General features: G+C 68.8%; 24 protein-coding genes. 5 read left to right on the top strand and 19 right to left on the bottom strand.

The annotated features are described in order from the left end of the window. Positions 1-35 precede the first annotated feature (35 nt). Both MWM08_RS11160 and MWM08_RS11155 read left to right on the top strand, forming a co-directional pair. Complete coding sequence (locus MWM08_RS11160; RefSeq protein ID WP_244459515.1) at positions 36-1679, top strand: GMC family oxidoreductase; 1644 nt, start codon at positions 36-38, stop codon at positions 1677-1679. Beyond that, entirely contained in the window at positions 1676-2611 is a 936-nt protein-coding gene (locus MWM08_RS11155; RefSeq protein ID WP_244459514.1) for a carotenoid 1,2-hydratase, read from the top strand. The genes MWM08_RS11160 and MWM08_RS11155 overlap by 4 nt, the downstream gene beginning before the upstream one ends. Here MWM08_RS11155 and MWM08_RS11150 read toward each other — a convergent pair. Both MWM08_RS11150 and MWM08_RS11145 read right to left on the bottom strand, forming a co-directional pair. Then, positions 2586-3734, bottom strand: coding sequence for an ATP-grasp domain-containing protein (locus MWM08_RS11150; protein ID WP_244459513.1), 1149 nt, complete (start codon positions 3732-3734; stop codon positions 2586-2588). The two genes, MWM08_RS11155 and MWM08_RS11150, sit on opposite strands and share 26 nt — an antisense overlap. Next, positions 3731-5113 (bottom strand): cytochrome P450, encoded by a 1383-nt coding sequence (locus MWM08_RS11145; RefSeq protein WP_244459512.1) that lies wholly within the window; start codon positions 5111-5113, stop codon positions 3731-3733. The genes MWM08_RS11150 and MWM08_RS11145 overlap by 4 nt, the downstream gene beginning before the upstream one ends. A gap of 134 nt (positions 5114-5247) precedes the next feature. On the opposite strand from MWM08_RS11145, the gene MWM08_RS11140 reads away from it, so the two are divergent. Both MWM08_RS11140 and crtD read left to right on the top strand, forming a co-directional pair. After that, positions 5248-5985 carry a hypothetical protein gene (locus tag MWM08_RS11140; protein ID WP_244459511.1) on the top strand — a complete coding sequence of 246 codons (738 nt, stop codon included), beginning with the start codon at positions 5248-5250 and terminating at the stop codon, positions 5983-5985. Between the two features lie 6 nt (positions 5986-5991). Next, a complete protein-coding gene (gene crtD / locus MWM08_RS11135) occupies positions 5992-7521 on the top strand; it encodes a 1-hydroxycarotenoid 3,4-desaturase CrtD (protein WP_244459510.1) in 1530 nt (509 codons plus the stop codon). 148 nt (positions 7522-7669) lie between these two features. Here crtD and MWM08_RS11130 read toward each other — a convergent pair whose 3' ends face one another. From MWM08_RS11130 to MWM08_RS11075, 12 genes are all read right to left on the bottom strand, one after another. Continuing rightward, positions 7670-9208 (bottom strand): phytoene desaturase, encoded by a 1539-nt coding sequence (locus MWM08_RS11130; protein WP_244459509.1) that lies wholly within the window; start codon positions 9206-9208, stop codon positions 7670-7672. A 96-nt stretch (positions 9209-9304) separates the two neighbouring features. After that, positions 9305-10396 (bottom strand): photosynthetic reaction center cytochrome PufC, encoded by a 1092-nt coding sequence (pufC, locus tag MWM08_RS11125; RefSeq protein ID WP_244459508.1) that lies wholly within the window; start codon positions 10394-10396, stop codon positions 9305-9307. Further along, positions 10393-11373: a photosynthetic reaction center subunit M gene (gene pufM / locus MWM08_RS11120; RefSeq protein WP_244459507.1), complete on the bottom strand. Its 981-nt coding sequence runs from the start codon at positions 11371-11373 to the stop codon at positions 10393-10395. The genes pufC and pufM overlap by 4 nt, the downstream gene beginning before the upstream one ends. Positions 11374-11395: 22 nt before the next feature. Continuing rightward, a complete protein-coding gene (gene pufL, locus MWM08_RS11115; RefSeq protein ID WP_244459506.1) occupies positions 11396-12220 on the bottom strand; it encodes a photosynthetic reaction center subunit L in 825 nt (274 codons plus the stop codon). Between the two features lie 124 nt (positions 12221-12344). After that, positions 12345-12524 carry a light-harvesting protein gene (locus tag MWM08_RS11110; protein WP_198369332.1) on the bottom strand — a complete coding sequence of 60 codons (180 nt, stop codon included), beginning with the start codon at positions 12522-12524 and terminating at the stop codon, positions 12345-12347. 26 nt (positions 12525-12550) lie between these two features. Beyond that, positions 12551-12727: a light-harvesting protein gene (locus MWM08_RS11105; RefSeq protein WP_244459505.1), complete on the bottom strand. Its 177-nt coding sequence runs from the start codon at positions 12725-12727 to the stop codon at positions 12551-12553. A gap of 142 nt (positions 12728-12869) precedes the next feature. Beyond that, positions 12870-14306 carry a chlorophyllide a reductase subunit Z gene (gene bchZ / locus MWM08_RS11100; protein WP_244459504.1) on the bottom strand — a complete coding sequence of 479 codons (1437 nt, stop codon included), beginning with the start codon at positions 14304-14306 and terminating at the stop codon, positions 12870-12872. 2 nt (positions 14307-14308) lie between these two features. Further along, the gene (gene bchY / locus MWM08_RS11095) at positions 14309-15751 is read right to left on the bottom strand and encodes a chlorophyllide a reductase subunit Y (protein WP_244459503.1); all 1443 of its coding nucleotides are present in this window, start codon (positions 15749-15751) and stop codon (positions 14309-14311) included. 72 nt (positions 15752-15823) lie between these two features. Beyond that, positions 15824-16831 carry a chlorophyllide a reductase iron protein subunit X gene (locus MWM08_RS11090; RefSeq protein WP_244459502.1) on the bottom strand — a complete coding sequence of 336 codons (1008 nt, stop codon included), beginning with the start codon at positions 16829-16831 and terminating at the stop codon, positions 15824-15826. After that, the gene (gene bchC / locus MWM08_RS11085) at positions 16828-17766 is read right to left on the bottom strand and encodes a chlorophyll synthesis pathway protein BchC (RefSeq protein WP_244459501.1); all 939 of its coding nucleotides are present in this window, start codon (positions 17764-17766) and stop codon (positions 16828-16830) included. The genes MWM08_RS11090 and bchC overlap by 4 nt, the downstream gene beginning before the upstream one ends. 82 nt (positions 17767-17848) lie before the next feature. After that, positions 17849-18997, bottom strand: a complete 1149-nt coding sequence (locus MWM08_RS11080; protein WP_244459500.1) for an acetylserotonin O-methyltransferase — start codon at positions 18995-18997, stop codon at positions 17849-17851. A gap of 11 nt (positions 18998-19008) precedes the next feature. Continuing rightward, a complete protein-coding gene (locus MWM08_RS11075) occupies positions 19009-19878 on the bottom strand; it encodes a polyprenyl synthetase family protein (RefSeq protein ID WP_423816024.1) in 870 nt (289 codons plus the stop codon). A 230-nt stretch (positions 19879-20108) separates the two neighbouring features. Between MWM08_RS11075 and MWM08_RS11070 the strand changes: the two genes are divergently transcribed. Beyond that, the gene (locus MWM08_RS11070) at positions 20109-20900 is read left to right on the top strand and encodes a DUF2189 domain-containing protein (protein ID WP_244459499.1); all 792 of its coding nucleotides are present in this window, start codon (positions 20109-20111) and stop codon (positions 20898-20900) included. Position 20901: 1 nt separating this feature from the next. Here MWM08_RS11070 and bchJ read toward each other — a convergent pair whose 3' ends face one another. From bchJ to bchO, 5 genes are all read right to left on the bottom strand, one after another. After that, positions 20902-21492, bottom strand: a complete 591-nt coding sequence (gene bchJ / locus MWM08_RS11065; RefSeq protein WP_244459498.1) for a bacteriochlorophyll 4-vinyl reductase — start codon at positions 21490-21492, stop codon at positions 20902-20904. Positions 21493-21496: 4 nt separating this feature from the next. After that, the gene (gene bchE / locus MWM08_RS11060; protein WP_244459497.1) at positions 21497-23155 is read right to left on the bottom strand and encodes a magnesium-protoporphyrin IX monomethyl ester anaerobic oxidative cyclase; all 1659 of its coding nucleotides are present in this window, start codon (positions 23153-23155) and stop codon (positions 21497-21499) included. 75 nt (positions 23156-23230) lie between these two features. After that, positions 23231-24289 (bottom strand): phytoene/squalene synthase family protein, encoded by a 1059-nt coding sequence (locus tag MWM08_RS11055; protein ID WP_244459496.1) that lies wholly within the window; start codon positions 24287-24289, stop codon positions 23231-23233. Next, complete coding sequence (locus MWM08_RS11050; protein WP_244459495.1) at positions 24286-25575, bottom strand: DUF3422 family protein; 1290 nt, start codon at positions 25573-25575, stop codon at positions 24286-24288. The genes MWM08_RS11055 and MWM08_RS11050 overlap by 4 nt, the downstream gene beginning before the upstream one ends. Further along, positions 25572-26456, bottom strand: a complete 885-nt coding sequence (bchO, locus tag MWM08_RS11045) for an alpha/beta fold hydrolase BchO (RefSeq protein WP_244459494.1) — start codon at positions 26454-26456, stop codon at positions 25572-25574. The genes MWM08_RS11050 and bchO overlap by 4 nt, the downstream gene beginning before the upstream one ends. Positions 26457-26458 lie beyond the last annotated feature (2 nt).

Raw genomic sequence — 26458 nt, 5'->3', positions numbered from 1 at the left:
CCGGAACGGAAACCCCAGGGAGCCGACCGCCCGCCATGGCCAGCACGCCCGACACCTTCGACTACGTCATCGTCGGCGCCGGCGCCGCGGGGTCCATCCTGGCCGCGCGGCTGACCGAGGACCCCGGCGTCACGGTCTGCGTGCTCGAGGCCGGCCCGCCGGACCGCAACTTCTTCATCCACCTGCCCGCAGGCTTCATCAAGACGCTGGTGGACCCGTCCGTCACCTGGCAGTTCAAGACCACGCCCACCGAACGCACCGGCGGTCGCGGCATCGCGACGACGCAGGGACGCACCCTTGGCGGGTCGTCATCGGTGAACGGCCTGATCTACAACCGCGGCCAACCGAACGACCTGAATGCCTGGGCACAGCGCGGCAATCGCGGCTGGGGCTATGCGGATTGCCTGCCCTACTACATGCGCACCGAAAAGCGTGTCGGCCATGGCCGCGAGGATCGCCGCGGGCGCGGCGGCGCGCTGCCGGTCACCGACATGGACTGGTTCCACCCGCTCAGCGAGGCCTTCATCGAAGGCTGCATCGCCGCCGGCGTGCCGCGCGCGCCGGACTACAACAGCGGCGACCAGGCCGGCGTGGGCTACTACCAGCGGCTGATCCAGAATGGCTGGCGTGTCTCGGCCGCGCGCGCCTTCCTGCATCCGGCAATGGCGCGCCAGGAGCTCGAGGTGCGCACCAATGCGCGCGCCTGCGGCATCGTCTTTGAAGGCCGCCGCGCGGTCGGCGTGCGCTACCTGACCGAGCGCGGCGGCACGCCGGTCGAGGTGCGCGCGCGGCGCGAAGTGATCGTCTCCGCGGGCACGGCCAATACCGCGCGGCTGCTGCAGGTCTCGGGCATCGGCCCCGCTTCGACCCTCGCGCGCATCAACGTACCGGTCTTCCATGAATTGCCGGTGGGCGAGAATTTCCGCGATCACTACGCATCCCGCTTCGTGATGCGTGCCAAGCCCGGCGTGGAAACGCTCAACGAACTCGCGCGCGGCTTCAAGCTGGTGAAGCAGGTGGCGCGCTGGGCGATGGGCAAACCGAACATCCTCGCCACCTCGCCATCGCATGTGCACCTGTTCTGGAAATCCTTCGAGGGTCTGGACGAACCCGACTTGCAGGGGGTCTTCACCCCGGGGTCCTATGCCGCGGGCAAGACCTACGTGCTCGACGACTATCCTGGCTGCTCGGCGGGCACCTGGCAGCACCGGCCCGAGAGCATCGGCTGGGTGCGCTCGAAATCCGCCGACGTCTTCGAGGACCCGGACATCCAGCCCAACTACCTGAGCGACGAGAACGACCGGCGCGTCCACCTGGGCGGCATGCGCTTGATGCGCCGCCTGCTGCAGACGCCGCAGATGATGCGCCTGCTGGAAGGCGAGGTCCTGCCGGGCCCAGATGCGCAGACGGACGACGAACTGCTCGACTTCGCCTACCGCAACGGGACGACGACGTATCACCTGATCGGCACCTGCCGCATGGGGCCGGAGACAGACAAGACGTCCGTTGTGAACGACCGGCTGCAGGTTCATGGGCTCGAGGCGCTGCGCGTTGTCGATGCGTCGATCATGCCGTCCATGCCATCCGCGAACACCTACGCGACCACGATGATGATCGCCGAGAAGGCGTCCGACTTCATTCGTGGTCGTGCGGCCCTGCCCGCGGCGGAGGCGGCGTGAGCGATCGTCCCTGGTCCTTCGACCGGCCCGTCTCCTCGCGCGGGTATCGGTGGTGGTATGTCGACGCGCTGTCGGATGATGGCGCGCATGGCATCACCATCATCGCCTTCATCGGCACGGTCTTCTCGCCCTGGTATGCCTGGGCGCATCGCCGCGGCGAGGTCGATCCCGCTGAGCATTGCTGCGTGAATGTCGCACTGTATGGCACGCCGAAGCGCTGGGCGATGACGGACCGGCGCGCCTCGGCCCTGACGCGCGACGCGGATACGTTGGCGATCGGCCCGTCGGCGCTGCGCTGGGACGGCACGGCGCTGACCATCGACATCGAGGAAGTGACGGCGCCGATCCCTTCGCGCTTGGCGGGCCAGGTGCGGGTGCTGCCCGATGCGGTGTCGGACCGCGCCTTCGTGCTGGACGGCGCCGGCCGGCACCGTTGGCAGCCGATCGCGGCGCGCGCGCGGGTGGAGGTGACGCTTGCGCACCCGTCACTAACCTGGTCAGGCCCGGCCTATTTCGACACCAACAGCGGGACCGCACCGCTCGAGGACGACTTCGCGGAGTGGGACTGGTGCCGCGCGCCGATGCCCGACGCAACGGCGGTGCTCTACAACGCCACGCGTCGCGACGGCACGTCGCAATCCCTGGCGCTGCGTGTCGGCCGCGACGGCAGCGTCGAGGATTTCGAACCGCCACCGCCGGCCAGCATGACGCAAACGCTATGGCGCCTGCCGCGCCCGACGCGCGCGGAGGGCGGCCAGGCGACCGCCACGCGCACGCTGGTCGATGCGCCCTTCTATTCCCGGTCGGAGATCCGCACGCGCCTGCTCGGGCAGAATGCGACGGCGGTGCATGAATATCTGAACCTCAAGCGCTTCCGCTCGCCGATCCTGTATTCAATGCTGCCCTTCAGGGTGCCGCGGACGCTGCGCTGAGGGCGTGCTCGGCGCGCCAGCCGACATCGAGCGTCGCGACCTCCCCGAAAGTCGCGCGCTGCGCCATGGCGGCGCGGATGATCGGCCAGGTCGTGTATGTCATGGTCAGGAAGGGCATGGGGTCGCGCGCGCTCCAGGTCACGTCGCGCGTCGTGACCAGCGCGCGCAGCTTGGGCAGGAAGCCACCGCCACGGAACAGCGAGAGCTGCGTCTCGGTCAGGCAGGAATAGAATTGCTGCAGGCGGGTCTCGGGGCGGTGGCGCAGTGGATGCGCGGGGTCGACCACGGCGCGCGCGATGTCGTCGGTACCGAAGAAGTGCAGGCCGCTGGTGGTGCGCGGGTTGCACTCGATCGCGAAGGGATGGCCCGTCTCGTCCAGCATGAAGTCGAAGGACAGGAAGCCCGTCCAGCGCGTCGCGGCGGCGTAGCCGCGCACGAAGGCTTCGATCAGCGGGTCGTCTACCCGTTTGAACGCGATGCTGACCGAGCCCGACTGCATCACGCCCTGGTAGACGACGGTGCCGCTGACCACGCCGTCATGGGCCAGCGAACAGGTGCTACGCTCGTGGCCCAGGATGCGGGCCTGTACGATGGCGGGCGTCTCGGGCGCAGGCAGCGCCGCACCGCGCGTGATGATGCGCACGCCTCGCCCCGAACACGCATGCAGCGGCTTCACCACCACGTCCTGCTGCTGCGCGAGCGCCTCGGCCTCGGCACTGCCGAGCGGATGCGTGGCAGGCACCGATAATCCCCAGGATGCCGATTGCGCGGCAAAGCGGCCCTTGTCGTGGGCGGCCAGCACCGCCTCCTGCGGCATGGCGAAGATCCGCGTACGCGCCGGTACGCGGCCATGCAGCGCCGCGACATGCACGATCTCCTCCGAGACCGGCACGACCAGGTCTACATCCTCCTCGGCAACGACGCGCAGCAGGTCCGAGAGATAGGTCTCCCGATCCTGCGCCGGCGCCGTGACCTGCACGCTGCGCGCCACCGTGTTCGACGCGCCGACGAGATGACGCCTGAACGGTTCCGCCACCACCACGCGCCAGCCGGCGGCATGGAAGGCGCGCGCCAGGTCGAGCGCCTTGGGCAGCCGACCGAGCGTCAGCAGGACCGTGTTCATCGCGCCGGCGTCACGGTGACCATGATCTGCCCGACCGGGCGGGTCGTCAGCCGCGCGGCTGGGCGCACCGCCTCGGGTGCCGCGACATGGAAGTCGAAGCGGCGGAACAGGCGCGCGACCAACAGCACGGCTTCGACCTGCGCGAAGGCGGCGCCGGCGCATACGCGCGGGCCGATGCCGAAAGGGATATAGGCGCCCGCGGTCATCTCGGCCTCGCGGTCGAAGCGGTCCGGGTCGAACAGATGTGGGTTGCGCCAGTAGGATTGGTGCCGGTGCAACACCCAGGGTGCGACCATGACCAGCGCGCCGCGCCTGATGCGGTACCCATCGAGCGAGGTCGCCTCGTTCGCCACGCGCGGCAGGAAGGTGATGGGCGGATACAGCCGGAGCGTCTCGCGGAAAACATTGCGGATGAAGGGCATCCGGCGCGTCTGCTCGAAGGTGACAGGGCCGTCGCCACAGACGGCCTGCACCTCCGCGCGCAGGCGTGCGACCAGCGCGGGCTGCGTGGCCAGGATGAAGAACACCCAGGTCAGCGCGCTGGCGCTGGTCTCGTGCCCCGCGAGGAACAGCACGCCGAGCTGGTCAATCAGTTCCTTGCGCGTGAAGGCGCGGCCCTCGATGTCGCGCGCCTCGATCACCGCGGCGCAGATGTCGTCGAAGGACGCGCCGGCTTCGAGATGCGTGTCCAGCAGCGCGCCCAGATGGCCGCGGATCAGCGTGCAGGCGTCGAGCACATGTTGCTTCTGCGGAATGCGCGTCCAGGCGCGGTCCATGATGAGGCGCCGGATCTCCACCTGCGCGACCGAGCGTTCGAAGTCGGTGAAGGCGTCGAACACCTCGTGCGCGACCTGGCTCTCCAGGCTGGTGGAGAAGACCGTGCGGCAGATGATGTCGGCCGTGAGGTGGCTCATCATCAGGTCGAGCGAGATGGGCTTGTCCGCCCGCGCCAGCGTCTCCTCGGTGGCGGCCGCGCCGGCCTCCATGGCGGGAAAGGCACGGTTCACGCGCATCATGGTCAGCGCGGGATCGATCATTTCGCGCTGGCGCCGCCAGGTGTCACCGGAGGAGACGAAGATCGAATCGCCGATCAGCGGGTCCAGCGCCTCCACCATCAGGTCTGATTTCGGATAGATCCCTTCGGGATCCGAAAGCACGTGGCGCACCAGATCCGGCCGGTTCACGATGATGGTCGATCGTCGCGACCACCCCAGCGGGCCGATCGGCATGCGGTACGCCTGTGCCGGCAGGAGGCCGAGCAGGTTGCCCTCGCCTTCCAGCATCGCGCGAATCAGCGCGACCACGGCCGGCAACGACCGCGGATGCGGCGGTTCGAAGGGCGCCCATGGCGCAACGCTGTCCATGAATGCGGCGCTCATGGCCGATGCGCTTTCGCGCCAGTGTCGGGTCGCTTCACGACCTGCCCGTATCCCTTGCAGCGCCGCCATTGGTTTGCTTGACAGCACCATCTGTCAAGGTCGATTGTCGGGCAGTAGCGCGAGGGCCATCGAGGATGGAACTGCTCCTGTTCCATAGCCTGGTTGCCGCCCACATCGTGACGGGCGCGACCGGCGCGATCGCCTTCTGGGTCCCGGTGATTGGGCGCAAGGGCGGTGCCAATCACCGCTGGTGGGGGCGGCTCTTTAACCGCTGCATGCTGATCACCGGGTGCCTCGCGATGTGCATGGCGAGCCTGACGCTGATAGACCCAATCGGTACGCATCCGCATCTCGAGGGGCGCTTCGACGACGCCTTCCTGCGCGGCATCTTTGGCTGGATGATGCTGACCACGGGGCTGCTGACGGTGAACCTCGCCTGGTATGGCTGGCTCGCGGTGCTGAACAAGCGCGGTGCGCATGAGCGCAACCGCACGCCGCTCAACATCGCGCTGCAATACCTGCTGCTGATCGCCTCGCTGAACTGCGCGCTGCAGGGATGGCTGATCGCGCAGCCGCTGATGTACGGCATTGCGGTGGTGGGCGTCGCGACGGTGGTGACGAACCTGCGCTTCCTCTGGGCCGCCTCGCCAGGCCCGACCTACTGGTTGAAGGAACACGTGAAGGCGTTGGTCGGGGCTGGCATCTCGGTCTACACGGCCTTCATGGCCTTCGGGTCGGTGCGCGTCCTGCCCGAACTGGCGCTGCATCCCATCATGTGGGCGATTCCCTGCGCGACGGGCATCGGCATCATCCTGTGGCACTGGCGCGCGGTGGATCGGCAATTCGCCGCTCGCCGCGCCGTCCCTGCCTGAGGCGCCATGCCCGAGCCGCGCGTCATCGTGGTCGGCGCGGGCATGGGCGGGCTCGCGGCCGCGGCCGACCTGGCGCGGCGCGGTGCGCGCGTGACGGTGCTGGACCGCGCCGACGCGCCCGGCGGCAAGATGCGCCGCATCGAGGTGGATGACGTCGGCATCGATGGCGGCCCCACGGTCTTCACAATGAAATGGATCTTCGACGGGCTGTTCGGCGATGCCGGGCAGCGGGTCGAGGATCACCTGACCCTGCACAAGGCGGACATCCTCGCACGGCACGCCTGGCGCCGCGGCGGCCGGCTCGACCTGTTCGCCGACGTCGGGCGTTCGGCCGAGGCGATCGGCGACTTCGCCGGCGCGCGCGAGGCAGCGGCCTACCGCGCCTTCTGCACGCGCGCGCAGGGCATCTACCGCACGCTGGTCGGGCCCTTCATTGCCTCCGAACGCCCCTCGCAATTCGACCTGGTGCGACGCATCGGCTTCGCGCATGTGGACAGCCTGGTGCGCACCTCGCCTTTCGCGACGCTGTGGAACGCGCTGGGAGAACACTTCGCAGACCAGCGGCTGCGGCAATTGTTCGCGCGCTACGCGACCTATGTCGGCTGCTCGCCCTTCCTGGCACCGGCCACGCTGATGCTGATCGCGCATGTCGAGCAGGAGGGCGTCTGGCTCGTGAAGGGGGGCATGCGCCGCGTGGCGGAGGCCGTGCGCGGCCTCGCGGAATCGCAGGGTGCGGTGTTCCGCTTTGGCACGCAGGTGCAGCGCATTCGCGTCGAGCGTGGCCGCGCAACGGGCGTGGACCTCGCCGATGGCGAACGCATCGAGGCCGATGCCGTGGTGTTCAACGGCGCGCCGGATGCGCTTGCGGCGGGGCTGCTCGGCGATGCCGCGCGACCCGCGACGGACCCCGTGCCGCGCGAGGCGCGCACCCTGTCCGCCGTGACCTGGTGCGTACATGCGCCGACCGAGGGCTTCACGCTCGATCACCACAACGTCTTCTTCGCCGAGGACTATCGCGCGGAATTCGAGACGATCTTCCGCCGCCGCGCGATCGTCCCGACCCCGACCGTCTATATCTGCGCGCAGGATCGCGGCGGCATCGACCGCCCTGCCCCGGGTGCGCGCGAACGCCTGCTGGTGCTGGTGAACGCCCCGCCCGATGGCGACCGCGCCCCGATGGACGCGACGGCAACCGAGGTCGTGGCCGGGCACGCCTTTGCCCTGCTGCGCGACTGCGGGCTGACCATTCGGCGCGAGGACGGCGCGGCCGTCGCGACGACGCCCGCCGGCTTCGATGCGCTGTTCCCCGCAACCGGGGGCGCGCTGTACGGGCGGCTCGGGCATGGCTTCAATGGCAGCTTCGCACGCCCTGGCGCGCGCAGCGCGGTGGCGGGGCTCTACCTGGCCGGCGGCGGGGTCCACCCCGGCCCCGGCGTGCCGATGGCAACGATGTCGGGGCGGCTTGCGGCGGCGCGCCTTCTCGAGGACCGCGCAGGTCGCCGGCGGACCGTCATTGCCATGAAGGTCGGTCGCTGACGGAATAGCGCCGGCCGGATGCTGCGACGGAACAGGCCCGATCGTCGTTCGCGCGTGGTCGTTGCGTTGCGAACAGGACCGCGCAACCTGTTGTGGCGACAGGCCGCGACGCGCGCCGCGGGCGTGCCCCGAGGTACCGGACGATGGCTCAGCGCAGCGCGGCCGCCGCGGCGTTCCAGGCCGCGCCTTCCGGCACAACCTGGTCGAGCAGCTTGGCCGAGGAAATCACCCCCGGCACACCCGCGCCCGGGTGTGTGCCGGCACCCACCAGGAACAGGTTCGTCACTTCCTCGCTGACATTGTGCGGGCGGAACCAGGCGCTCTGGAACAGCTGCGGCTCCAGCGCGAAGGCCGCGCCGTTGACCGAGAGCAGCCGGTCGCGAAAATCCTGCGGCGTCATCACGCGCGAGGTCACGAGTGCATCGCCCAGGCCGGGCAGCACGGTCTCCTCCAGGCGCTTCTGGATGGCGGCGCGATAGGGTTCGGCGTGACGCGCCCAGTCGGTACCGCTGCCCAGATGCGGCACGGGTGCGAGCACGTAGAAGGAATCGCAGCCTTCCGGCGCCAGCGACGGGTCGGTGGCCGAAGGGCGGTGCAGATAGAGGCTGAAGTCGTCAGCGAGGCGCTTGCGGGTGAAGATGTCGCGCAGCAATTCGCCGTAGCGTGGGCCGAGCACCATGGTGTGGTGGTACACGTCCTCGTAGCGACGCCTGGTGCCGAAGTACCAGACAAAGAGGCTCATGGAATAGCGCGCGCGCGCGATCTTGCGGTCGGTCCAGCGGCGCCGCTTGTGGTGGCCGAGCAGCTTCGAATAGGTCCAGGCGACATCGGCGTTGGAGACGACGATGTCGGCGTCGATGCGTTCGCCCGAGGCGAGCGTTACGCCGGTCGCGCGTCCGTCGGCAACCTCGATCCGCGCCACCTCGGCATTGCAGCGCAGCGTGCCACCGAGCCGGTCGATCAGCCCGGCCATGCCGGTCACCAGTGAACCCATGCCGCCCATCGCGTAGTGCACGCCGTGCATGCGCTCGAGATGCGCGATCAGGCAGTAATAGGCCGTGGTGGTCAGCGGATTGCCGCCGATCAGCAGCGGATGAAAGGAGAAGGCGATGCGCAGCTTCTCGTTGCTGAAGTAGTCGCTGACCCGCGAATAGACGGTTCGGTACCCCTGCAGCCGGATCATGTCCGGCGCGGCCTTCAGCAGCGTGCCGAAGCGGTGGAAGGGGCGATCGGCAAGTTCCTCGAAGGCGACCTTGTAGATCTTCTCGCTCTCGAGGATGAAGCGCTCGAAGCCGGCGAGGTCCTCGGGCGCGATGCGGCGGATCTCGGCGCGCGTGGCCTCGAGGTCGGCAGAACAGCGCATGACGGTGCCGTCGTCGAAGCGGATGAAATAGAACGGGTTCATCTCGCGCAGGTCGACATCGTCGGACAGGCGCCGCCCTGCCAGCGTCCAGAGTTCCTCGAGCAGGTAGGGCGCGGTGATGATGGTGGGGCCGGCATCGAAGGTGAAGCCGTCCTGGCGGAACACATAGGCGCGCCCGCCGGGGGCATCGAGCTTTTCAAGCACCGTCACGCGCCAGCCGCGGGCGCCGAGCCGGATCGCGGCGGCGAGGCCACCGAAGCCGGAGCCGATCACCACCGCATGCGGCCGGCCGTCGCGTGGTGTCTCGTTGCCGTCGCGTGCCATGCCGCAACCCTCCGGAAGAAAAAAAGGGGGGAGCGGACAATGCCGCTCCCCCTACCTATCCCCGGCGGCGACCGGGGAGTGGCGCCGCCGCCGTAATCACTGCGGAACGAGAGCTGCCGACCTGGCAGGTCCGCCGCTGATTGCACGCAGTTCGGGATAGTCCTGGAGCATCGGGGCGCCGTTGAGCGGGCGGTTCAGACCCCGATGGCAAGTCGCACAATTGACCTTGAGAGCGTCGCCCGTCGGACCAAGGCGAGCCACGCGCGGCCCGGCTTCCGGCGGGCCGTTCGGATGGGCCGCCCAAAGCGGCGTGAGCGGCACGATGTAGGAGGTGTTCACCTCGCGCACCATTCGGATGCCGTGCCAGGCAGTCGCGCGCTGCGGGGGGCTGCCATCCCAGTTCGCGAAGGAACGGCTGTTGTGACAGAAGGTGCAATTGGCCCCGAGGCTCGAGGACATGTGCATCATCAGCGCGTAGGTGCCTTCGGTCTGCTGGATGCTGGTGGTGTTGTACCGCGGCAGCGAAGTCTGGCTGATCACGCGGATGTTCTGGTCCCCCAGCAGGTAGGGCGAGTAGGGATCGACCGGCATCGAGGAAGACCCCGCTGCCGGCGAGACGCGGTTCTGGCCAGTCTGCGCCTGCAGCCCGTGCGTGGGCAGCATCGGCGTGGACCACACCTCGGCAGGCACGGGCCGGCCGCGGTGGCAGGTGTAGCAGGTGACACCGGTCTGCCCCACATGCGGATGGTTGTTGATGGTACGCACCATCTGCAGCATCCGGCGCGAGACCACCTTCGTGTAGACCTCGTCCGAGGCCATGTTCTCGACATTGTGGCAGTAGGCGCAGCCATTGCCGGCGTCGCGCACCTCCTGCGGGACCACCCACTCCGTCATCGCCTGCATGATGCGCAGGAACTGGGCGTTCGACAGGTCGCCCAGCAGCTGGACGTTCTGGTAGATCGTGCTGGCGCGGTCGCCGTCATTGTCGGCCGCCTCCGGCGCTTCGGGCACCTGGTTCGCCGCGATGATCGGCGCACGCAGCCGCGGGTTCACCACCTGGACCATGCCCGTGCCGCGGAAGCCGTTCTGCACGGATACCACCGGAGGCCGTTCGAAGGTTGGCACCAGGATCGCCGCGAGGACGAGGGCGCCGACGGCGGCGCCCACCTTGAGGTTGAAGGTGCTCATCGCGCCGCTCCCTGCGTGATGGAAGGATCGACCGTCGCCGGCCACGGCGTCGGGTAGGCAGGGGCGAAGTGGCGATCGACGGCCCAGATGTACCAATTGTCGACCACGGTGCCGGTCAGCAGGATCCCGATGCCGCCCGCGATGGGGCAGAGCACGGCAAACCACCAGGCCCAGCGATGGATGCTCTCGAAGGTGGCGTTGAAGCCCATCGTCCAGCGCCAGAACAGGCCACCGCGTTCGGCTGCGGTGCCGCGGTTCAGCGTCAGTTCGATCTCACGCTCGCCGCCGTAGCGGCCCAACGCGAGGATCGTGGCACCATGCATCGCAAACAGCAGGGTCGAACCGTAGAGGAAGACGATGCTGAGCGCGTGGAACGGGTTGTAGAACAGGTTCCCGTACCGGATGGAGAAGGCCGCGGTCCAGTCGAGGTGCGGGAAGATGCCGAAGGGCACCGCCTCGCTCCAGGAGCCCATGGCGATCGGGCGGATGAAACCGAGCACCAGGTACAGCCAGATGGCAGCGGCGAAGGCCCAGGCCACATGCGTGCCCATGCCGAGGGCACGTGCGCGGCGATAGGTGCGCACCCACCACAGCAGGATCGACAGCGTCAGGAAGAAGCCGGCGACCAGCCACCAGCCGCCTTCGCGCATCGGCGGGAAGCGCAGACCGTGCTGCGGGCCAGGCGGTTCGAGTGCCAGCCAGAACAGCTGGCGGACGAACTGCACCGGGTTCCAGTTCACCGAGGCCAGCATGTTCAGGCCGATGATCTCGAAGGCGATGAACCCGAACAGCAGCGACAGGATGCCGGTGTAGCCAAGGTAGATCGGCCCGATCTGCGCATCGCCCAGCCGGCCGAACAGGTGAACTTCCGTCGGCTTGCCGTCGCGGGCGTCGTTATCGGGACCGAGCGGGATGCCCGGGTAGGGTGTTGGTCCGCGGACCTGCACCCGGGTGAAGATGTTTTGGTATTCGGCCATGGTGTCTGCCCTTTCCTTCCCGTCAGTTCCAGATCGGCAGGTTCAGCCACCAGCCCCACCATTCGGGCCAGCCCCGCGTCCAGAAAGGACCGCTGATGACGATGCACACCGCGCTCCAGAACCCGGCGGAGAGCGCGAGGAACAGCCCCAGGCGGTGAATGCCCAGCGTGCCGATCGAGTAGCCGATGAAGTCGCGGAAGAAGGTGTTCTCGTGCTCAGGCGCCTTGACCGGTTCGCCTTCCGGCGGGTTCAAGGCTGACAGCACCAGGCCGCCATGCAGCGACAGCGCGAAGGTCGTCGTGAAGAAGAACGACACCGCGATCATGTGCGCCGGGTTGTAGTGGAAGTGCAGGTACTGGTAGCCGACGTTCGACACCCAATCGAGGTGGCTCCAGATCCCGTACGGAAAGCCGTGGCCCCAGGCACCCATCAGCACGGGGCGGATCACCACCAGCGTGATGTAGGCGAAGACCGCGACGCCGTAGGCGATCGGGATATGGTAGCCCATGCCGAGCTTTCGGCTGATCTCCGCCTGGCGCAACGCCCAGGAGACAAAGGCGCCGATCGCGCAGATCGTGATCATCTGCCACAGCCCACCTTCGCGCATCGGCGCCAGGCGCAAGCCGTAGGAGAGATCGGGCGGGGCGATGTTGATCAGCCACGGGTTCCAGGTGCCCTGGATCGCAGCCCCCATCAGGATCAGCGCCGTGCCGACGATCGTGAAGAAGATCGTGGTCACGCCGAAGAACCCGACCCAGAACGGCCCGACCCAGAAGTCGAACAGATCGCCGCCGATCAGTGTGCCACCGCGGACGCGGTACTTGCGTTCAAAACTCAGCATGGCCATCGCTTCAACTCCTCCCTCGGGCGGATGCGTCCCGCCGTCCGGTCACGGCCTTCTTCGGGTGTGCGGGCGAGGCCCCGTGCGAGGCCTCGCCCAGTCCGCCGCAGAGCGGCGTGGTTTGCGGGTATCAGCCGCCGACGCGCTGGCCCGGGACGAAGGTGGGCGACGTCGCGCACCAGCCCCAATGGTCGCAGTAACGCGGCGAGCTCATGACCACGAAGTGCAGGATCGTCGCCACGGCCATGACACCGGCCGCGCCGAGGAAACCCACGCGACGCGCGTCGATCACCATCCAGATCTTATGCATGTTCTATTTTCCTTTCCCGTTCGGCTTCAGAAGAAGCGCCAGTCGGGCGGAACCATCTGGCCAGTGTAGACCAGGGGCCTCCAGAGCCAGACAAGGATATGCGCGCCCATGGAGGCGAAGACCGCGAAGACCCAACCCTGGACAACCAGGGAATGGACCTCGCGGGCCTGCTCCTCCGTGAGACGCGTGCGTGCTTCGGTCATTGTGAGACCTCCAGCGTCGCCTTTCGGCGGTTACCGCGCACTTCCCGCGCGGCTAGGATCGATCGGACGGCGAACCGCCCTCGTCGATTGGTGGCGCGGCCCTGTGCGGGGCGGCGCGATGCATTCGGGCTGGCGTGGGTCATCACACGCCCTCCAATTCAAGACTGAGCGCCACGCGCCCGGCGGTGACGCGATCTTCCTGCGCCGCACGCGCTTCACGTTCGATGCGTTCGCGCAGGCGCTTCGCGGCCGAGATGCGCAGCAGGAAGGGCTCGCTCTCGACCATACGGTCGAGCAGCGCGACGGCCTCCGGCTCCCAGCGTTCGGCAGGGCGGGCCGGCGTCGGCTCGACCTTGTCCATCTCGGTCGCGAGCGGGAGGATGTGGAACAGCGCGTCGAACAACGCGTTGCAGTATTCCTGCACGACATAGGTCGCGCCGGCGTAACCCATGAACGGAGTGCCGGTGGCGCGGCGAATGATCGCGCCAGGGAAGGATGCCGGGATGTAGGCGGCGCGGCAGCCCGCTTCCTGCGCGTACATCCGTTCGTTGAAGGACCCGAAGATCACGAGCGGCGGCTTCGCCTTGATGGCGTCGCGGACCGCCTGGTTATCGGGCTTCTCGCCGGGCTTGCGCGCGAAGGAGAAGGCGCAGGGCACGCCCATCTCGTCCGACAGGAAGCGCGTCAGGCCGCGGGTGTAGGTTTCTGTCGCGTGTACGCCGAAGGCGGCGGTGGCGAAGAAGTCCTGTGTGACCGAACGCCACAAGTCCCAGATCGGCTTGATGGTGGTGTGCTTCTCGCGCTCGATGAAGGGCTCGGGGTCGAGGCCGGTCAGTTCACCGAGCTTGCGGAGGAAATTCGTGGTGGCGAAGATGCCGAAGGGCGCCATGAGGTACGGGCGTTCCAGCGTCTCGCACAGCCGCCGCCCGAATTCTCGGTACATGCAGATGTTCACGTCGGCGTCCGGCAGCTTGCCGATATCCTCGACATGGCTGCCGAGCGGGAAGACCAGGTTGATCTCGCAGCCGATGCCTTCGACCAGCCTTCGGATCTCCGCGAGGTCGGAGGGCATGTTGAAGGTGCCGTAGATCGGCCCGATGATGTTGACGCGCGGCTTCTCACCATCCTTGCGCACACGCGGCTTGATCTTGCCGCGCTTCGATCCGAATTCGGTCCAGAGCCAGTTGATGGCCCGGTCGGCGGACTGCCACTGGTCCTCGTCGATCGTGCGCGGGATGAAGCGCTGCAGGTTCGACCCCTGCGGCGTGACACCACCGCCGATCATCTCGGCGATAGACCCCGTCACCACCACCGCGGGCAGGTCGGGGTCCTGCGTGGCGGCGGCGCGCTTCATCGGCCCTTCGGTGCCGGTCTGCGACAGCGCGCCTTCATCAAGGCCCGTGACCACAATCGGCAATTCATGTGGCGGCAGCGCATCGGTGTAGTGCAGCACCGCCGTCACCGGCAGGTTCTCGCAACCGACGGGTCCGTCGATGATCACGCGCAGCCCGCGTACGGCGGAGAAGGCGTAGACGGCACCCCAGTAGCCCCCTGCCCGATCGTGATCGAGGACAAGCATCGTCAGGTCCCCACCGCTTCTTCGGCCTTGGCCTTCGCAGCGCGCAGCTTGCGCTGGCGCTCCCGGAAACCTGGCGGATCGGAAGGCTTCTCGCGGAAGCCGTAGCCTGCACCGTCCGGCGTACCGACCCCGTCGAAGAAGCCGACCATCCGTGACATGCGTTCGCGTTGCCCGGTCTGCGCCGCGACAATCCCCGCGAGCGAGGCCGCCCCGGCAGGTCCGAACAACGGACGCGCGCTCACCATATTGGTGAAGTAGAGCGCGGGGATGCCGAGCTCCTTGGCCTTCTGCACGAGCGGCGTCGTTCCGAGCGCCAGGTCCGGGCGCACATCCTTCATCGCCGCGAGATCCTGCTCGAGCGAGGCGCGGTACTGCACATGCACCCCGCGAGCCTCGAGCCATTCACGGTCGGCATTGCTCCATTCGGTGCGCGGACACGCGGTGCCGACATAGGGCACCTCCGCACCAGCCTCGACCAGCAGCCGCGCGACCAGGAGTTCCGAACCTTCATAGCCGGAGACCGTCACGCGGGCCTTCACCGGAGCCGCGGCCAGCGCACCAGCGATGGCCGGCAGGAAACGCTGCTTCGCGCCATCGATCTTCGCTTGCGGCAAGCCGGCCGCACCGCCGATCGCGTCCAGCCAGGCAGCCGTGCCATCGACTCCGACCGGGCCGGACCCCACCACCGGACGCCCCGCGGCTTTGAATTCGCGGATGCTCGCCGTGTAGAAAGGATGAACCGCGGCGGCGACCACGCAGTCGAGCGCCGCATACAGGTCGCGCCATTCCCGGCATGGCGTGGACGGCGCCAGCGACAGCCCCATGGCAGCCAGCATCGCGCCGACACCTGGCGGATCGCCGGGGAACATCTCGCCGATCAGCGAGACGGTCGGTTCGCCCTCGACCAGGTTGCGCGGGCGCGCCACGGCGCCGGCTTCGGCCTCGTTGCGCGCGTAGCGCAGCATCGCGCCGGCCAGCACGTCCTTGGCTTCCGCATGTGTCGGAACGCCGAAGCCCGGCACGTCGATGCCGATGATCCGCACGCCGTTGATCTGCTTCGGCAGCAACTCCAGCGGCACGCCTGACGCCGTCGGCACACAGAGGTTCGTGATGACGACCGCGTCGTAATCCTCGGGCCGCGCGGTGGCGTGCACAGCGTCGCGGATGTCCTCGAACAGCTTGCCCGTGACCAGCGTCTCGGAATTGAAGGGCACGTAGCCCACGGTCCGCTTCGCGCCGTAGAAATGGCTGGTGAAGGTCAAGCCATAGACGCAACACGCGCTGCCCGAGAGGATCGTCGCCACCCGCTTCATCCGCAGGCCGACGCGCAACGACCCGAAGGCCGGGCACATGGATTGCGGCTGGTCGTGCGGACCCTTCGGATAGTCGGCGGCGAGGCGTTCCATCGCCTCACCCTTCCCGGCGGCACGCGCGGCTTCCAGCATGGTCTCGCGACCACCGTGGCAGCCGCCGTCACTGGCAGCGGGAGGCCCGACAGGAGGGAGCGCATCCATCGCTCAGGCGCCCTCGTAGACCACTTCGAGCGACGGCTTGGTGATCACCTCGGCGCCGCACATGTCTTCCATGGTCGCCGGGTTCAGCACCACACCGCGACCGACCGCCTCGCCCTTGAACAGGCCGAGCAGCTCGTCGTGTGTCAGGGGCTTCGGGCGCAGCGGCGGCGCCTCCGCCACCTGCACGCCCAGCGCCTGGAACAGCGGGCCCCATTGGCTGTCGGGCGTGCCGATGATCTCGTAGTTCGCGCTCTTGCGACGGATGTCGTCGTCCTGCGGGATGGCAGCGAGCACCGGGATGCCGGCGGCGGCGGCGAAGGCCGCGGCCTCGCCCGTGCCGTCATCCTTGTTCACGACCATGCCGGCCACGCCGACATTGCCGCCCAGCTTGCGGAAGTATTCCACCGCCGAGCAGACGTTGTTCGCGACGTACAACGACTGCAGGTCGTTCGACCCGACGACGATGACCTTCTGGCACATGTCACGGGCGATCGGCAGGCCGAAGCCACCGCACACCACGTCGCCCAGGAAGTCGAGCAGCACGTAGTCGAAGTCCCACTGGTGGAAGCCCAGCTTCTCCAGCAGCTCGAAGCCGTGGATGATGCCGCGTCCGCCGCAGCCGCGTCCCACTTCCGGTCCGCCGAGTTCCATCGCAAAGACGCCATCGCGCTTGAAGCAGACATCGCCGATCGCGACCTGCTCGCCGGCGAGCTTCTTCTTCGACGAGGTCTCGATGATGGTCGGGCAGGACCGCCCACCGAACAACAGCGAGGTTGTGTCAGACTTCGGGTCGCAGCCGATCAGCAGCACGCGCTTGCCCTGCTGCGCCATCATGTAGGACAGGTTCGCCAGCGTGAACGACTTGCCGATGCCGCCCTTGCCATAGATGGCGATGACCTGCGCCTCCTTCTTCACCTCACCCACATGCACGGGATCGGGTTCGATGGCGGCTTCGGCACGCAGCGAGGCGGCCTGGTCGGCAGCGGGCGAGAAATCGGTCGGGGCGTTCATGCGCAGTCTCTCCAGTCGAGGACCATCTTGAGGCAGGCCGGGTCGGTGAAGGCCTGCGCGTAGGCCTGGGGGGCGCGCTCGGCTGCCTCCTGGTGCGTCACCAGGCCATCGAGCCGCAGATCACCATTGGCGATCACGTCGCGCGTCGCGCGCAGATCCGCTTCCTGCCATTCGGCGGCGATGCGGATGCGTGCCTCCCGCATGAAGGCGGGAGGAAACGAGAAGCCGATGCGGTCGCTGTAGAAGCCAGCGAGCACGATCTCTCCGCCCGGTGCCATGCGCTGGACCAGCAGATCGATGATGCCGCTGTCGCCGCTCACGTCGTAGATGCTGCGGTAGTCGCGCCGCGCATCGGCGTCGGGATCGATCACCTCGTAGCCGCGCGCGCCGTCGCGCCGCGCGGCGTCGCGCTCCCAAACCACCGGCGCGCCGCCCTTGAGCACTGCGATGCGGGCCAGCAAGCGGCCGAGCACACCATGCCCGACGATCAGATCCGGCAGGGCCGCGTTGGGTGCTGCCATCGCATGCCACGCGGTCGCGGCCAGCGCGAGCAGGACGCCCTCGGACCCGGTCGCTTCGTCCAGCAGGACCGCCCGCTTGTCGGGCACGACAAGCCGCGCTGCGGCGCCGCCGAACAAGCCGCGCACATCGCCGAAGCAGCGCGCGCCGGCCACGAAGACGCGCTCACCGGGCCTGCGGATCGCCTGGCTACCCGCCGAGACAACACGTCCGACCGACTCATAACCCGGCACCAGCGGGTACCCCATGCCTGGGAAGTGCGGCATGCGCCCCGACCACAGCAGGCGTTCGGTTCCGGTGCTGATGCCGCTCCATTCCACGGCGACGACAATGTCGTCATCACCCGGCGGCGTGAGCGTGAGGCGGCTCAGCACGAGGTCTTCCGGGGCCTTCAGCAGGACTGCGATGGTATCCACGGCGGCCCTCCCAGGAGCAGGTTGTAAGTCAGCGTAAAGTGACAGCCAAAACTGTCAAGCCAAACTGACAGCCAATTGAGCATTACGCGGGCACCCGCGCCAGCACGGCGCGCGTCAGCAACGGCGTTGGTGTTGACAACATGCGACTTTCCGAAAAACCGGCGGCCAAAAGCATGGTGCGGATTTCTTCAGGTGTGCGCGGGCGGCCACGGCCCATCGCCAACAGGTAGAAGCCGAAATAGGCCTCGCCCATCGGCTCGGCGCCGCTGGTGCCCGCCATGGGTTCGGCCAACAGCAGCGCGCCGCCTACCGGCAGGGCCGCGCGAATCCGCCGTAGCAGGCTGAGTGCGACGTCGTCGTCGTGGTCGTGCAGCACACGCACCAGCGTCACCAGGTCGGCGCCGCGCGGCAGTTCGTCCTGCGTGAAGTCGCCGCCATGCACGAAGGCGCGCCCGCCGAGTCCCGCTGCCGCGAATCGGGCACGCGCTTCCTCGGCCACCGCCGGCAGATCGAACAGCATCAACTCGAGCCGCGGCGCTTCGGCCGCCACCGCGCGCAGGAAGGCGCCGTTGCCACCGCCGACATCGAGCACGCGCACGTGCCGGTCGAACCGGTAACTGGCCAGCACTTCCTCGGCCACCATCGGCTGGCTCGCCGCCATCAGCGCGGTGTAGTCGCGGATGCGATCCGCGCTGACGGAACCGGGCTGCTCGGCCCCGGAATAGGCCCAGTAGTCCGACAGCGCGTTGCCGCCGCGCGGACGCCGCAGCATCGCCACCGGATCGGTCAGGTCGGCGTAGAGCATGGCGTGGTGCTCGACCATCGCCGCGATGCCGTCATTGCCGATCATCGCCGCGCCGAGTTGCCCCAGCGTCCAGGCGCCGTCGCCACGCCGCGCCGTCAGTTGCAGCGCGGCAGCGGCGGCCATCAGACGTTCGGTCGCCTCGATGCTCAACGACAGGCGCGGGGCGAGTCGCGCCGTCGTCAGCGGCGCTTCCGACAGGATCGCGAACACCCGCAGCTGCACGCAGGCCAGCAACACCTGCGTGTAGACGAAGCCCGCGCAGATATCGAACAAGGCCCGCGCGCGACGCCGCGCAAAGGGCCGCGTCAGCGGGAAGCGCGCCGCCCAGCGACGGAAGCCGGGCTTCGCCGCCATGCCCTCGCGGAAGGCGCGGAATCGGTCGAGCAGCGAGACCTGCGGCGCCGCCAAGGTGTCGGCCCCTGACATGCTACGCGCGCTCAGACAGTCGCCAGCTTAGCGGGCAACAGGCGGCGCGTCTCCGCCAGGATCAGCCCGCGCAGCAGCGTCTGGCCCTGGCAGTCCGGGATCGACGCCACCGCGCCATCGGCCAACGTCGCCAGCCGCGCGATCGCGCCCTTCAGCCCGAATTCCGCGACCGCGCTCGGCCGCCCGAGTGCCTTGTCGCGCCCCACCGGCTTGCCGATGGTGGCTTCGTCCTCGACTGCGTCGCGCAGGTCGTCGGCAACTTGGTAGGCCTCGCCCAGCCGGTCGCCCAGCAGGCGCCAAGCCTCGGCGTCCGTCGACCCGGCCGCGGCTGCGCCGGCCACCGCGGCGGCCGCAAACAGCGCGCCGGTCTTTTGCCGCTGATAGTCCGAGAGGTTCACCTCCGGCTCGCATTCCCAGGCCTGGCCGGCGACGATACCGAAAGGCACCCCGACCCCATCGCCCACCGCGCCTATCACGTGGCCGAGGCGCTCCGGCGCGCAGGGCGCCGCCCGTGCCAGGGTCTGGAAAGCCAGGATGATCAGCGCATCGCCCGCCAGCACCGCCAGCGGCTCGCCGAAGGCGCGGTGCACGGATGGCTTGCCGCGCCGCGTATCGGCGTCGTCGAAGCAGGGCATGTCGTCATGCACGAGGGACGCGCAGTGCAGCAGCTCGATCGACGCGGCCGCCGCGCTCGACAGACGCGGCCGGTCGTCGCCGCACGCCATGGCGACGGCGATGGTCAGGCGTGGACGGATGCGTGCGCCCTTCGGAAAGACCGCATGGCGCATGGCGGCGGCCAGGCGCGGCGGGGCGCCGGTGGCCTCGGCCAGCAGGACGGCATCGGCCAGCGTGCTTTCGATGCGGGTCGCGGGGTCCATCATGTGGCGTTTTCCTCCGGCGTGGCGGCACGGGGGGCCGCGGTTCGATCGCGGCGCGCATCCGTCATCACGCCCTGTCAAACTCGACTGTCAACTTTTTCTGACAGTGCCGTCAACGCCTTTCCTGACACACCCCCTGCCGTCGCGCTCCGGACGCACCATCTCCTGGTTGCGGAGCGCCTGTCGGCACCCGCCGGCAGGGTCCATCCGCACCACATCTGGCGGAGGACAAGATGGCTCGAGCCTTGACGTCGACGGCGCCGCTGGCGCACGCCACACCCGAATTGCGCCGCATCGGCCTCGCCGACCTGCGGGACGCGCTTTCGCGCGGGTTCGATGATTTTCTCGCCGCACCGACGCAGTTGGTCTTCCTGGGGCTGCTCTATCCCGTCATCGGCTTCGTGGCGGCGCGCGCCGCCTGGGGCGGGCCGCTCCTGCCCTTGCTTTATCCGCTCCTCGCGGGGCTTTCGCTGATGGGTCCGCTGATGGCGATCGGCCTGTACGAGATCAGCCGCCGCCGCGAACAGGGGCACGCCGTGTCGTGGCTGGACGCATTCGCCGTGCTGCGGTCCCCGGCCATCGTATCGATCGTCCTGCTGGGCCTGATGCTGCTCGGCATCTTCCTGCTTTGGCTAGTGGCCGCGCAGGTGATCTACGGCAGCACGGTCGGTGCGGTGCCGCATGCGACGCCGGGCGCCCTGTTGCACGACGTCATCGACACGCAGGCAGGCTGGCGCATGCTGCTGATCGGCAACCTGGTGGGCGGCGGCTTCGCGGTGCTGGTCCTGGTGCTGACCGTGGTGTCCTTCCCCATGATTCTCGACCGCCAGGTCGGCCCGGGTGTCGCCATCCGCACCTCGGTCCGTGCGGTCATACTCAATCCGATGGCGATGGCGCTGTGGGGGGTGGTGGTCGCGGCGGGGCTCGTCATCGGAACCGTCCCGCTGTTCATCGGCCTCGCGGTGGTGGTGCCGGTGCTCGGCCATGCCACCTGGCACCTGTACCGCAAGGTGGTGGTGGCCTGACCTACCAACGCGCCTCGAAGATGCAGGCGGGCGCGCCGCAAGCCTCGCAGGCGGTCTCGACCACCTGCGTCGCCGGGTGCACCAGCACACGGAACAGGCCCTGGAAGGTCGCAGCGTAGTAGTCGCAGACGGGCGCTGCAGCGCGCCCTCCACGCGCGAGCGGCCCGCCGGCGATGCTGAAGCGCACTGCGCGGCCCCGCAGCACGGAAAAGTGCCCGCTGCCGGCAAAGGTCCAGGCGTGGCGCCCGATAGCCATCAGAAGGATGCGCGCCGCCCATCGAGCCGGCAGGCGCGGCAGCACGGCGCGCATCACCCGCGGTATGCGATGCGCGATCAGGTAGTCCGCGGTGCGCCGCCCGGCATCGGCGGCGATTGCCGCTGCCTGGTCGCGCGGCACCAGGCCGCGCAGGGCGCCGTGCAGCGCGACGACTTCGGCTTCGTCCACCATGCGCTCGGGCGGCTCGTGCAGCCTGTGCGAGAGGCCGGCCCGGGCGAAGACCGCGAGCGTGTCGGCGTGGCCGCGCAGCGCGTCCAGCGCCTCGGCGAGGCGCGTGACAGCGTTCGGGCCGATGCGCGCTGCGACATGCGCCATGGCGTCAATCCCCCAGCAGCGTCGCCCTTTCGCGCGGCGCCGCGGCGGCATCCATTTGCGCCTCGGTCAGTTGTTCATCGCCGCCACCGCAGGCGCGAACATCCGCATTCGCCGCCGGGATCTTCACCTTCGGGCGATGCATTGTCTTCCACATCGCGTTGTGCGGCGCGCGCGCGGCCTCGGTTGTCAGCGTGCGCGATTCGTCGAAGTGGAAATCCACCTTCTTCTTCGACTGCGGCCCCCAGTAGCCGACCTTGCCGAGGTCGTAGAACGTCCGCTGGAAGCCGGACTTCGCAAAGGCCCACAGGCAGCCGAGCATGTACTTCCGCTTCACCTTGTCCCGGATCCACGGGTAGCCGAGCAGCGCCTTGCGCAGGTAGAAGCGCCGGTAGTTGTGCATGGTCCGGTCGAGCAGCGTGGCGCGGTCGATCGCGTCTGGCTTCATGATCGGCGTGACGAAATTGTACTTCGAGAAGTCGAACACCTCGACCTTGTCGCCCAGCTCCTTGAACAGGTCGTTGAACGGCCAGGGCGTGTACATCGCCCAGTTCGCCATGTCGGGGTTCCAGTCGAGTGCCATGCGATAGGTCTCTTCCAGCGTCTCGACCGTCTCGTTCTCGAGGCCGACAATGAACTGCGCCTCGGCGACGATGCCGTTCTGGCGCAGCAGCTGGATGGCCTTCTTGTTCTGCGCGACCGTGGTCTCCTTGTTGAACCGGTCGAGCTTCAGCTGCGCCGCCGCTTCCGTGCCCAGCGAGATGTGGATCAGCCCGGCCTTGCGATAGAGCGGCAGCAGCGCCTCGTCGCGCAGGATGTCGGTGACGCGCGTGTTGATGCCCCAGAGCACCGGCAGGTTGCGCTCGATCAGCGCCTCGCAGAACTCCACGAACTTCTTCTTGTGGATGGTGGGTTCCTCGTCCGCCAGGATGAAGAAACCGACGCCGTGGTTGCGCACCAGGTCCTCGATCTCGTCCACCACCTTCTTCGGGTCGCGCACGCGGTAGTCACGCCAGAATTTCCACTGGCTGCAGAAGGAACAGGTGAAGGGGCAGCCGCGCGCGAGGTTCGGGATCGCGACCTTCGTATTCATCGGGATGTAGATGTACTTCGACCAGTCGAGGATGCCCCAGTCCGCGACGATGCGGTCCACCTCCTTGATCGGCGGGCAGGCGGCGTTCGCCACGACCGTGCCATCCTCGGCGGCGAAGGCGATTCCCTTCACGCTGGCGCGTTCGGTGGGCCAGCGGCCTTCGTCGATGCAGCGCACCAAGTCGAGCAGCACCTGCTCGCCCTCTCCGCGCACCACCACGTCGATCCAGGGCGCTTCGGCCAGCACCTGAGGGTACATGAAGGTGCCGTGGATGCCGCCCAGCACGGTGACCGCCTGCGGGCAGGTCTCCTTCGCCAGCTTGAGCAGCGACTCGGCCTCGTAGATCGCAGGCGTGATGGCGGTGGCACCGATCAGGTCCGGCTTCAGTTCGGCCAGACGTTCGCGCACCTGGTCATGCGTCAGGTGGTTCGTCATCGCGTCGATGAAAGTGATGTCGGTGTAGCCCGCCGCCTTCAGGAAGCCGGACAGGTAGGCAACCCAGGATGGCGGCCAGTTCCCGGCGATCTCGGCGCCGCCGGAGTGGTAGTTCGGATGAATGAGAACGATGCGCATCCCTGGCCTCCCGCCGCATCCCTCGCGGCGTTGGACAGGCTGGGGCGCTTCAGGCCCTCCGCGCTTTGCGCTGTGTCAATCTGCGCTGACAGTTGACGGATTGAACGGGCGCGGCTGCTGCGCACCGTCCCGGTCGATCTGGTCCATGAGCTCAAGCGCCCAGACAAGGCGCGATCCCCAGCCGCGCGGGATCAGGCCGCGCGGGCGCGGTGCCGCGGCCACCGCATCCACGAGGTAGGTCGCCGCTTCGCAGGGCGGCTCGGTCGCACCGTCGCGCCGCCCGACCAGCGACCCAGCGGCGCGCGCCAGCAGCACGGCCTTGCGCCAGCCCGGCACCACCGCGCGCCGGCTGACGGAATCGAACCCGTTGCGTTCCACCTCGCGCCCAATCTCGGCGTAGATCACACGCGCGGCGCCGATCCCCGCGCGGCAATCGCGCGGCAGCAGGCGGATGCCGGATTCGGCGCGCGTGTAATGCCGGTCAGCTGCCGAAAGCAGCCGCGCCGTCAGCCGACCGATCGATGGCGTGAACCGTGGCGCGGCGAGGAAATCCTCAGCCGAGATGCCCTCCTCGCGCAGCCAGCACAGCGGCAGGAACAGTCGGCCCTCGCGCGCATCCTCGCCGATGTCGCGCGCGATGTTGGTCAGTTGCATCCCGAGACCAAGGTCGCAGGCCCGCGCGATTGCATCGCTGTCGCGCACGCCCATGAGCAGCGTCATCATCGCGCCCACCGCGCTCGCCACGCGCGTGGCATAGGCCTCGAGCTCGGCCATGTTCTCATAGCGCCGCCCGGCTGCATCCCAGGCCAGGCCCTCGAGCAGCGCGCCGGGCAAGGCGCGCGGGATGCCGAAATGGTGCACCACGGCGGCGAAGGCGCGGTCCACGGGGTCATCCTGCGGCGTGCCGGCATAGGCGGCATCTAGCCGCGCGAGCAGCCGGAGCATCGCCGCCTGCTTACCCTGCGACAGGTCGATCTCGTCATCCGCCACGCGGCAGAAGGCATAGAGCGCCGTGGCAGGTGCCGCGATGCGCCGCGGCAGCAGCATCGACGCCGCATGAAAGGACTTCGATCCCCCCGCCAGCAAGCGCCGGCAGTGATCGAGGTCGGACTCGGCAATGCGAAATCCGGTCATGTGTCCTCCCGCTCCATGCGGCGCCGCACGCGGCGCGTCGCTGAATACACAAGCAGTGCGACCAGCGGCACCGCGAGGCCCGTCACCACATCGTCGCGGATCGGCAGCCGCGTGTCCGACAGCGCCTTCGCCGCATAGGCGATCAGCCCGACCACGTAGTAGGTGATGGCCGCGACCGAGAGCCCTTCGACCGTCTGCTGCAGGCGCAATTGCTGCCGTGCACGCCGGTCCATCGAGGCCAGCAGCGCCTGGTTCTGCCGTTCGCGCGTCAGGTCCACGCGCGTCGAGAGCAACTGCGTTGCGCGCGCGACGCGCTGCGAGAGCATTTCCTGCCGCTGCGCCATCGCCAGGCAGGTGTTCATCGCCGGTGCCAGCCGCCGCTCGGTGAATTCGCGCACCGTCTGCATGCCCTCGATGCGGCCCTCGCGCAGGTCGTCGATGCGGCGCTGCACGATCTCGTAGTAGGCTGCAGCGGCGGAGAAGCGGTAGCGGTTGCGCGCCTCCCCGCTCTCGGTCTCGGCAGCGAGACGCGTCAGGCGATCGAGCAGCACGGGTTCGTCGTTCTCGCCGCAGTTCACCAGCGCATCGGCCACGGCCGCCAGTTCGCGCTCATGCGCCGCCAGCACGGGCGAGAGTTCGCGCGCCAACGGGAAGGCGAGCAGCGCCATGACGCGGTAGGTGTCGATCTCGAGCAGCCGCTGCACGATCCGCCCGGCCTGCCTCTCGCCGGTTCCTCGGTCGAGCAGCAGAAAGCGGCTGAAGCCGTCGGCCTGGATGCGGAAATCGGTGATGGCGGTGGCGCGCCCGCCGCTGACCTCCGCGCCGATCAGGTGGTTGCCGGCGAAGTAGCGCGCCGAGAGCGCGGCAAGGTCGAGCGGCGCGCTGTCATCGGGCACCAGCGCCACATGCTGCGCGGCGATCACCCGGCCGGGCAGCGCCTCGATCCAGTCGGCCGGCAGGACGTTGAAGGCGGTGGTCGAGAAGGGATCGGCCGCGACGCCGCGCACGATCACCATGAAGCGGCTGAACTCGGTGTGGCGTTCCCACTTCAGGCGGTACGGGCCGAGGTCGGCGCTGTAATGCGCCGCCCCGGCCTCCGGCGGCGGCGCGCCGTGGCGCCGCGCCAGATCCTGCACGGCGGCCAAAGCCTGGTCGCGCGGCGCGCCCTCCGGCGGGATCAGCGCGATATGCGAGATGCGGCAGGGCGGGGCAAGCGCCTCCGGCGGGCGCGCATGCACCTCGTCGTTCAGCTCGACGCGCAGCGGGTGGGAAGCGGGGATGCTCAAGGCTCGGCCATCTCCGCCGTCAGTTCGCGCAGCAACAGGTCCGCCACGATGTCGGGGCGCTCCTCATGCGCCAGGTGCCCGAGCCGTGGCAGCGTCTCGATCCGCGCGCGTGGCAGCAACTGCTGGATGCGGCGCGCCTTGCTCGGCGCGATGGTGCGGTCATTGGCGCCCACCACCAGCAGCAGGTCAGGCGTGAGGCGCGGCAGATCGCGCAGCAGCGGCCGCAGGTCCCAGTTCGCCATCATGCGCAGCGCGCCCGCGAGATGCCCAGCGCGCCGGAACAGCCGGGCATAGAGGTCCACGCCGCGCGCATCGATGGTCGATCCGGTGTCGCGCAGCAGCCGTGCGGCCACTTCACGATTCGCGGCACGCCAGGCGAACAGCTTCGGCACGAAGGGCAGGCCCACCAGCAGCCGGGCAGCGCGTGTGAAAAAGGCGGCGTGCTCCTCCCCGAGCGGCGTGAGCGCGCCGTTCAGGCTGACCACCTCGCGCGGTGTGATTCGCCCATCCAGCGCCATGCGGAGCGCCACGGCGGCGCCGGCGGAATGCCCGACGGCGAGGTCAGGCTTCAGGCCCAGCGCCCCGAGCAGCGCTTCGACCAGCCGCGCCATGCCGGGCAGCGTCAGCCCCGGATCTCCCGGCATGCTGGTGAAGCCGTGCCCGGGCAGGTCGGGCGCCACCACGGTCGCGTGCCTTGCCAGCAGCGGCAGGACGTCGCGCCAGGAATGCGTCGCCGCCGCGGTGCCGTGCAGCAGCAACACAACCGGCCCCTGCCCCGCCACCTGCACGTGCCAATCGACGCCGCCGGCCCGCAGGAACCGGCTGTGCTCCCGGTTTGGCCAGTCGCGGCCATCAACGGGCCAGGCAGGGCGATCGCTCATGG

The sequence above is a fragment of the Roseomonas fluvialis genome, from assembly GCF_022846615.1.
GTDB classification, from domain to species: domain Bacteria; phylum Pseudomonadota; class Alphaproteobacteria; order Acetobacterales; family Acetobacteraceae; genus Neoroseomonas; species Neoroseomonas fluvialis.
Note: the sequence above shows the minus strand (reverse complement) of the source record. Positions and strands in the feature narration are given on the sequence as shown.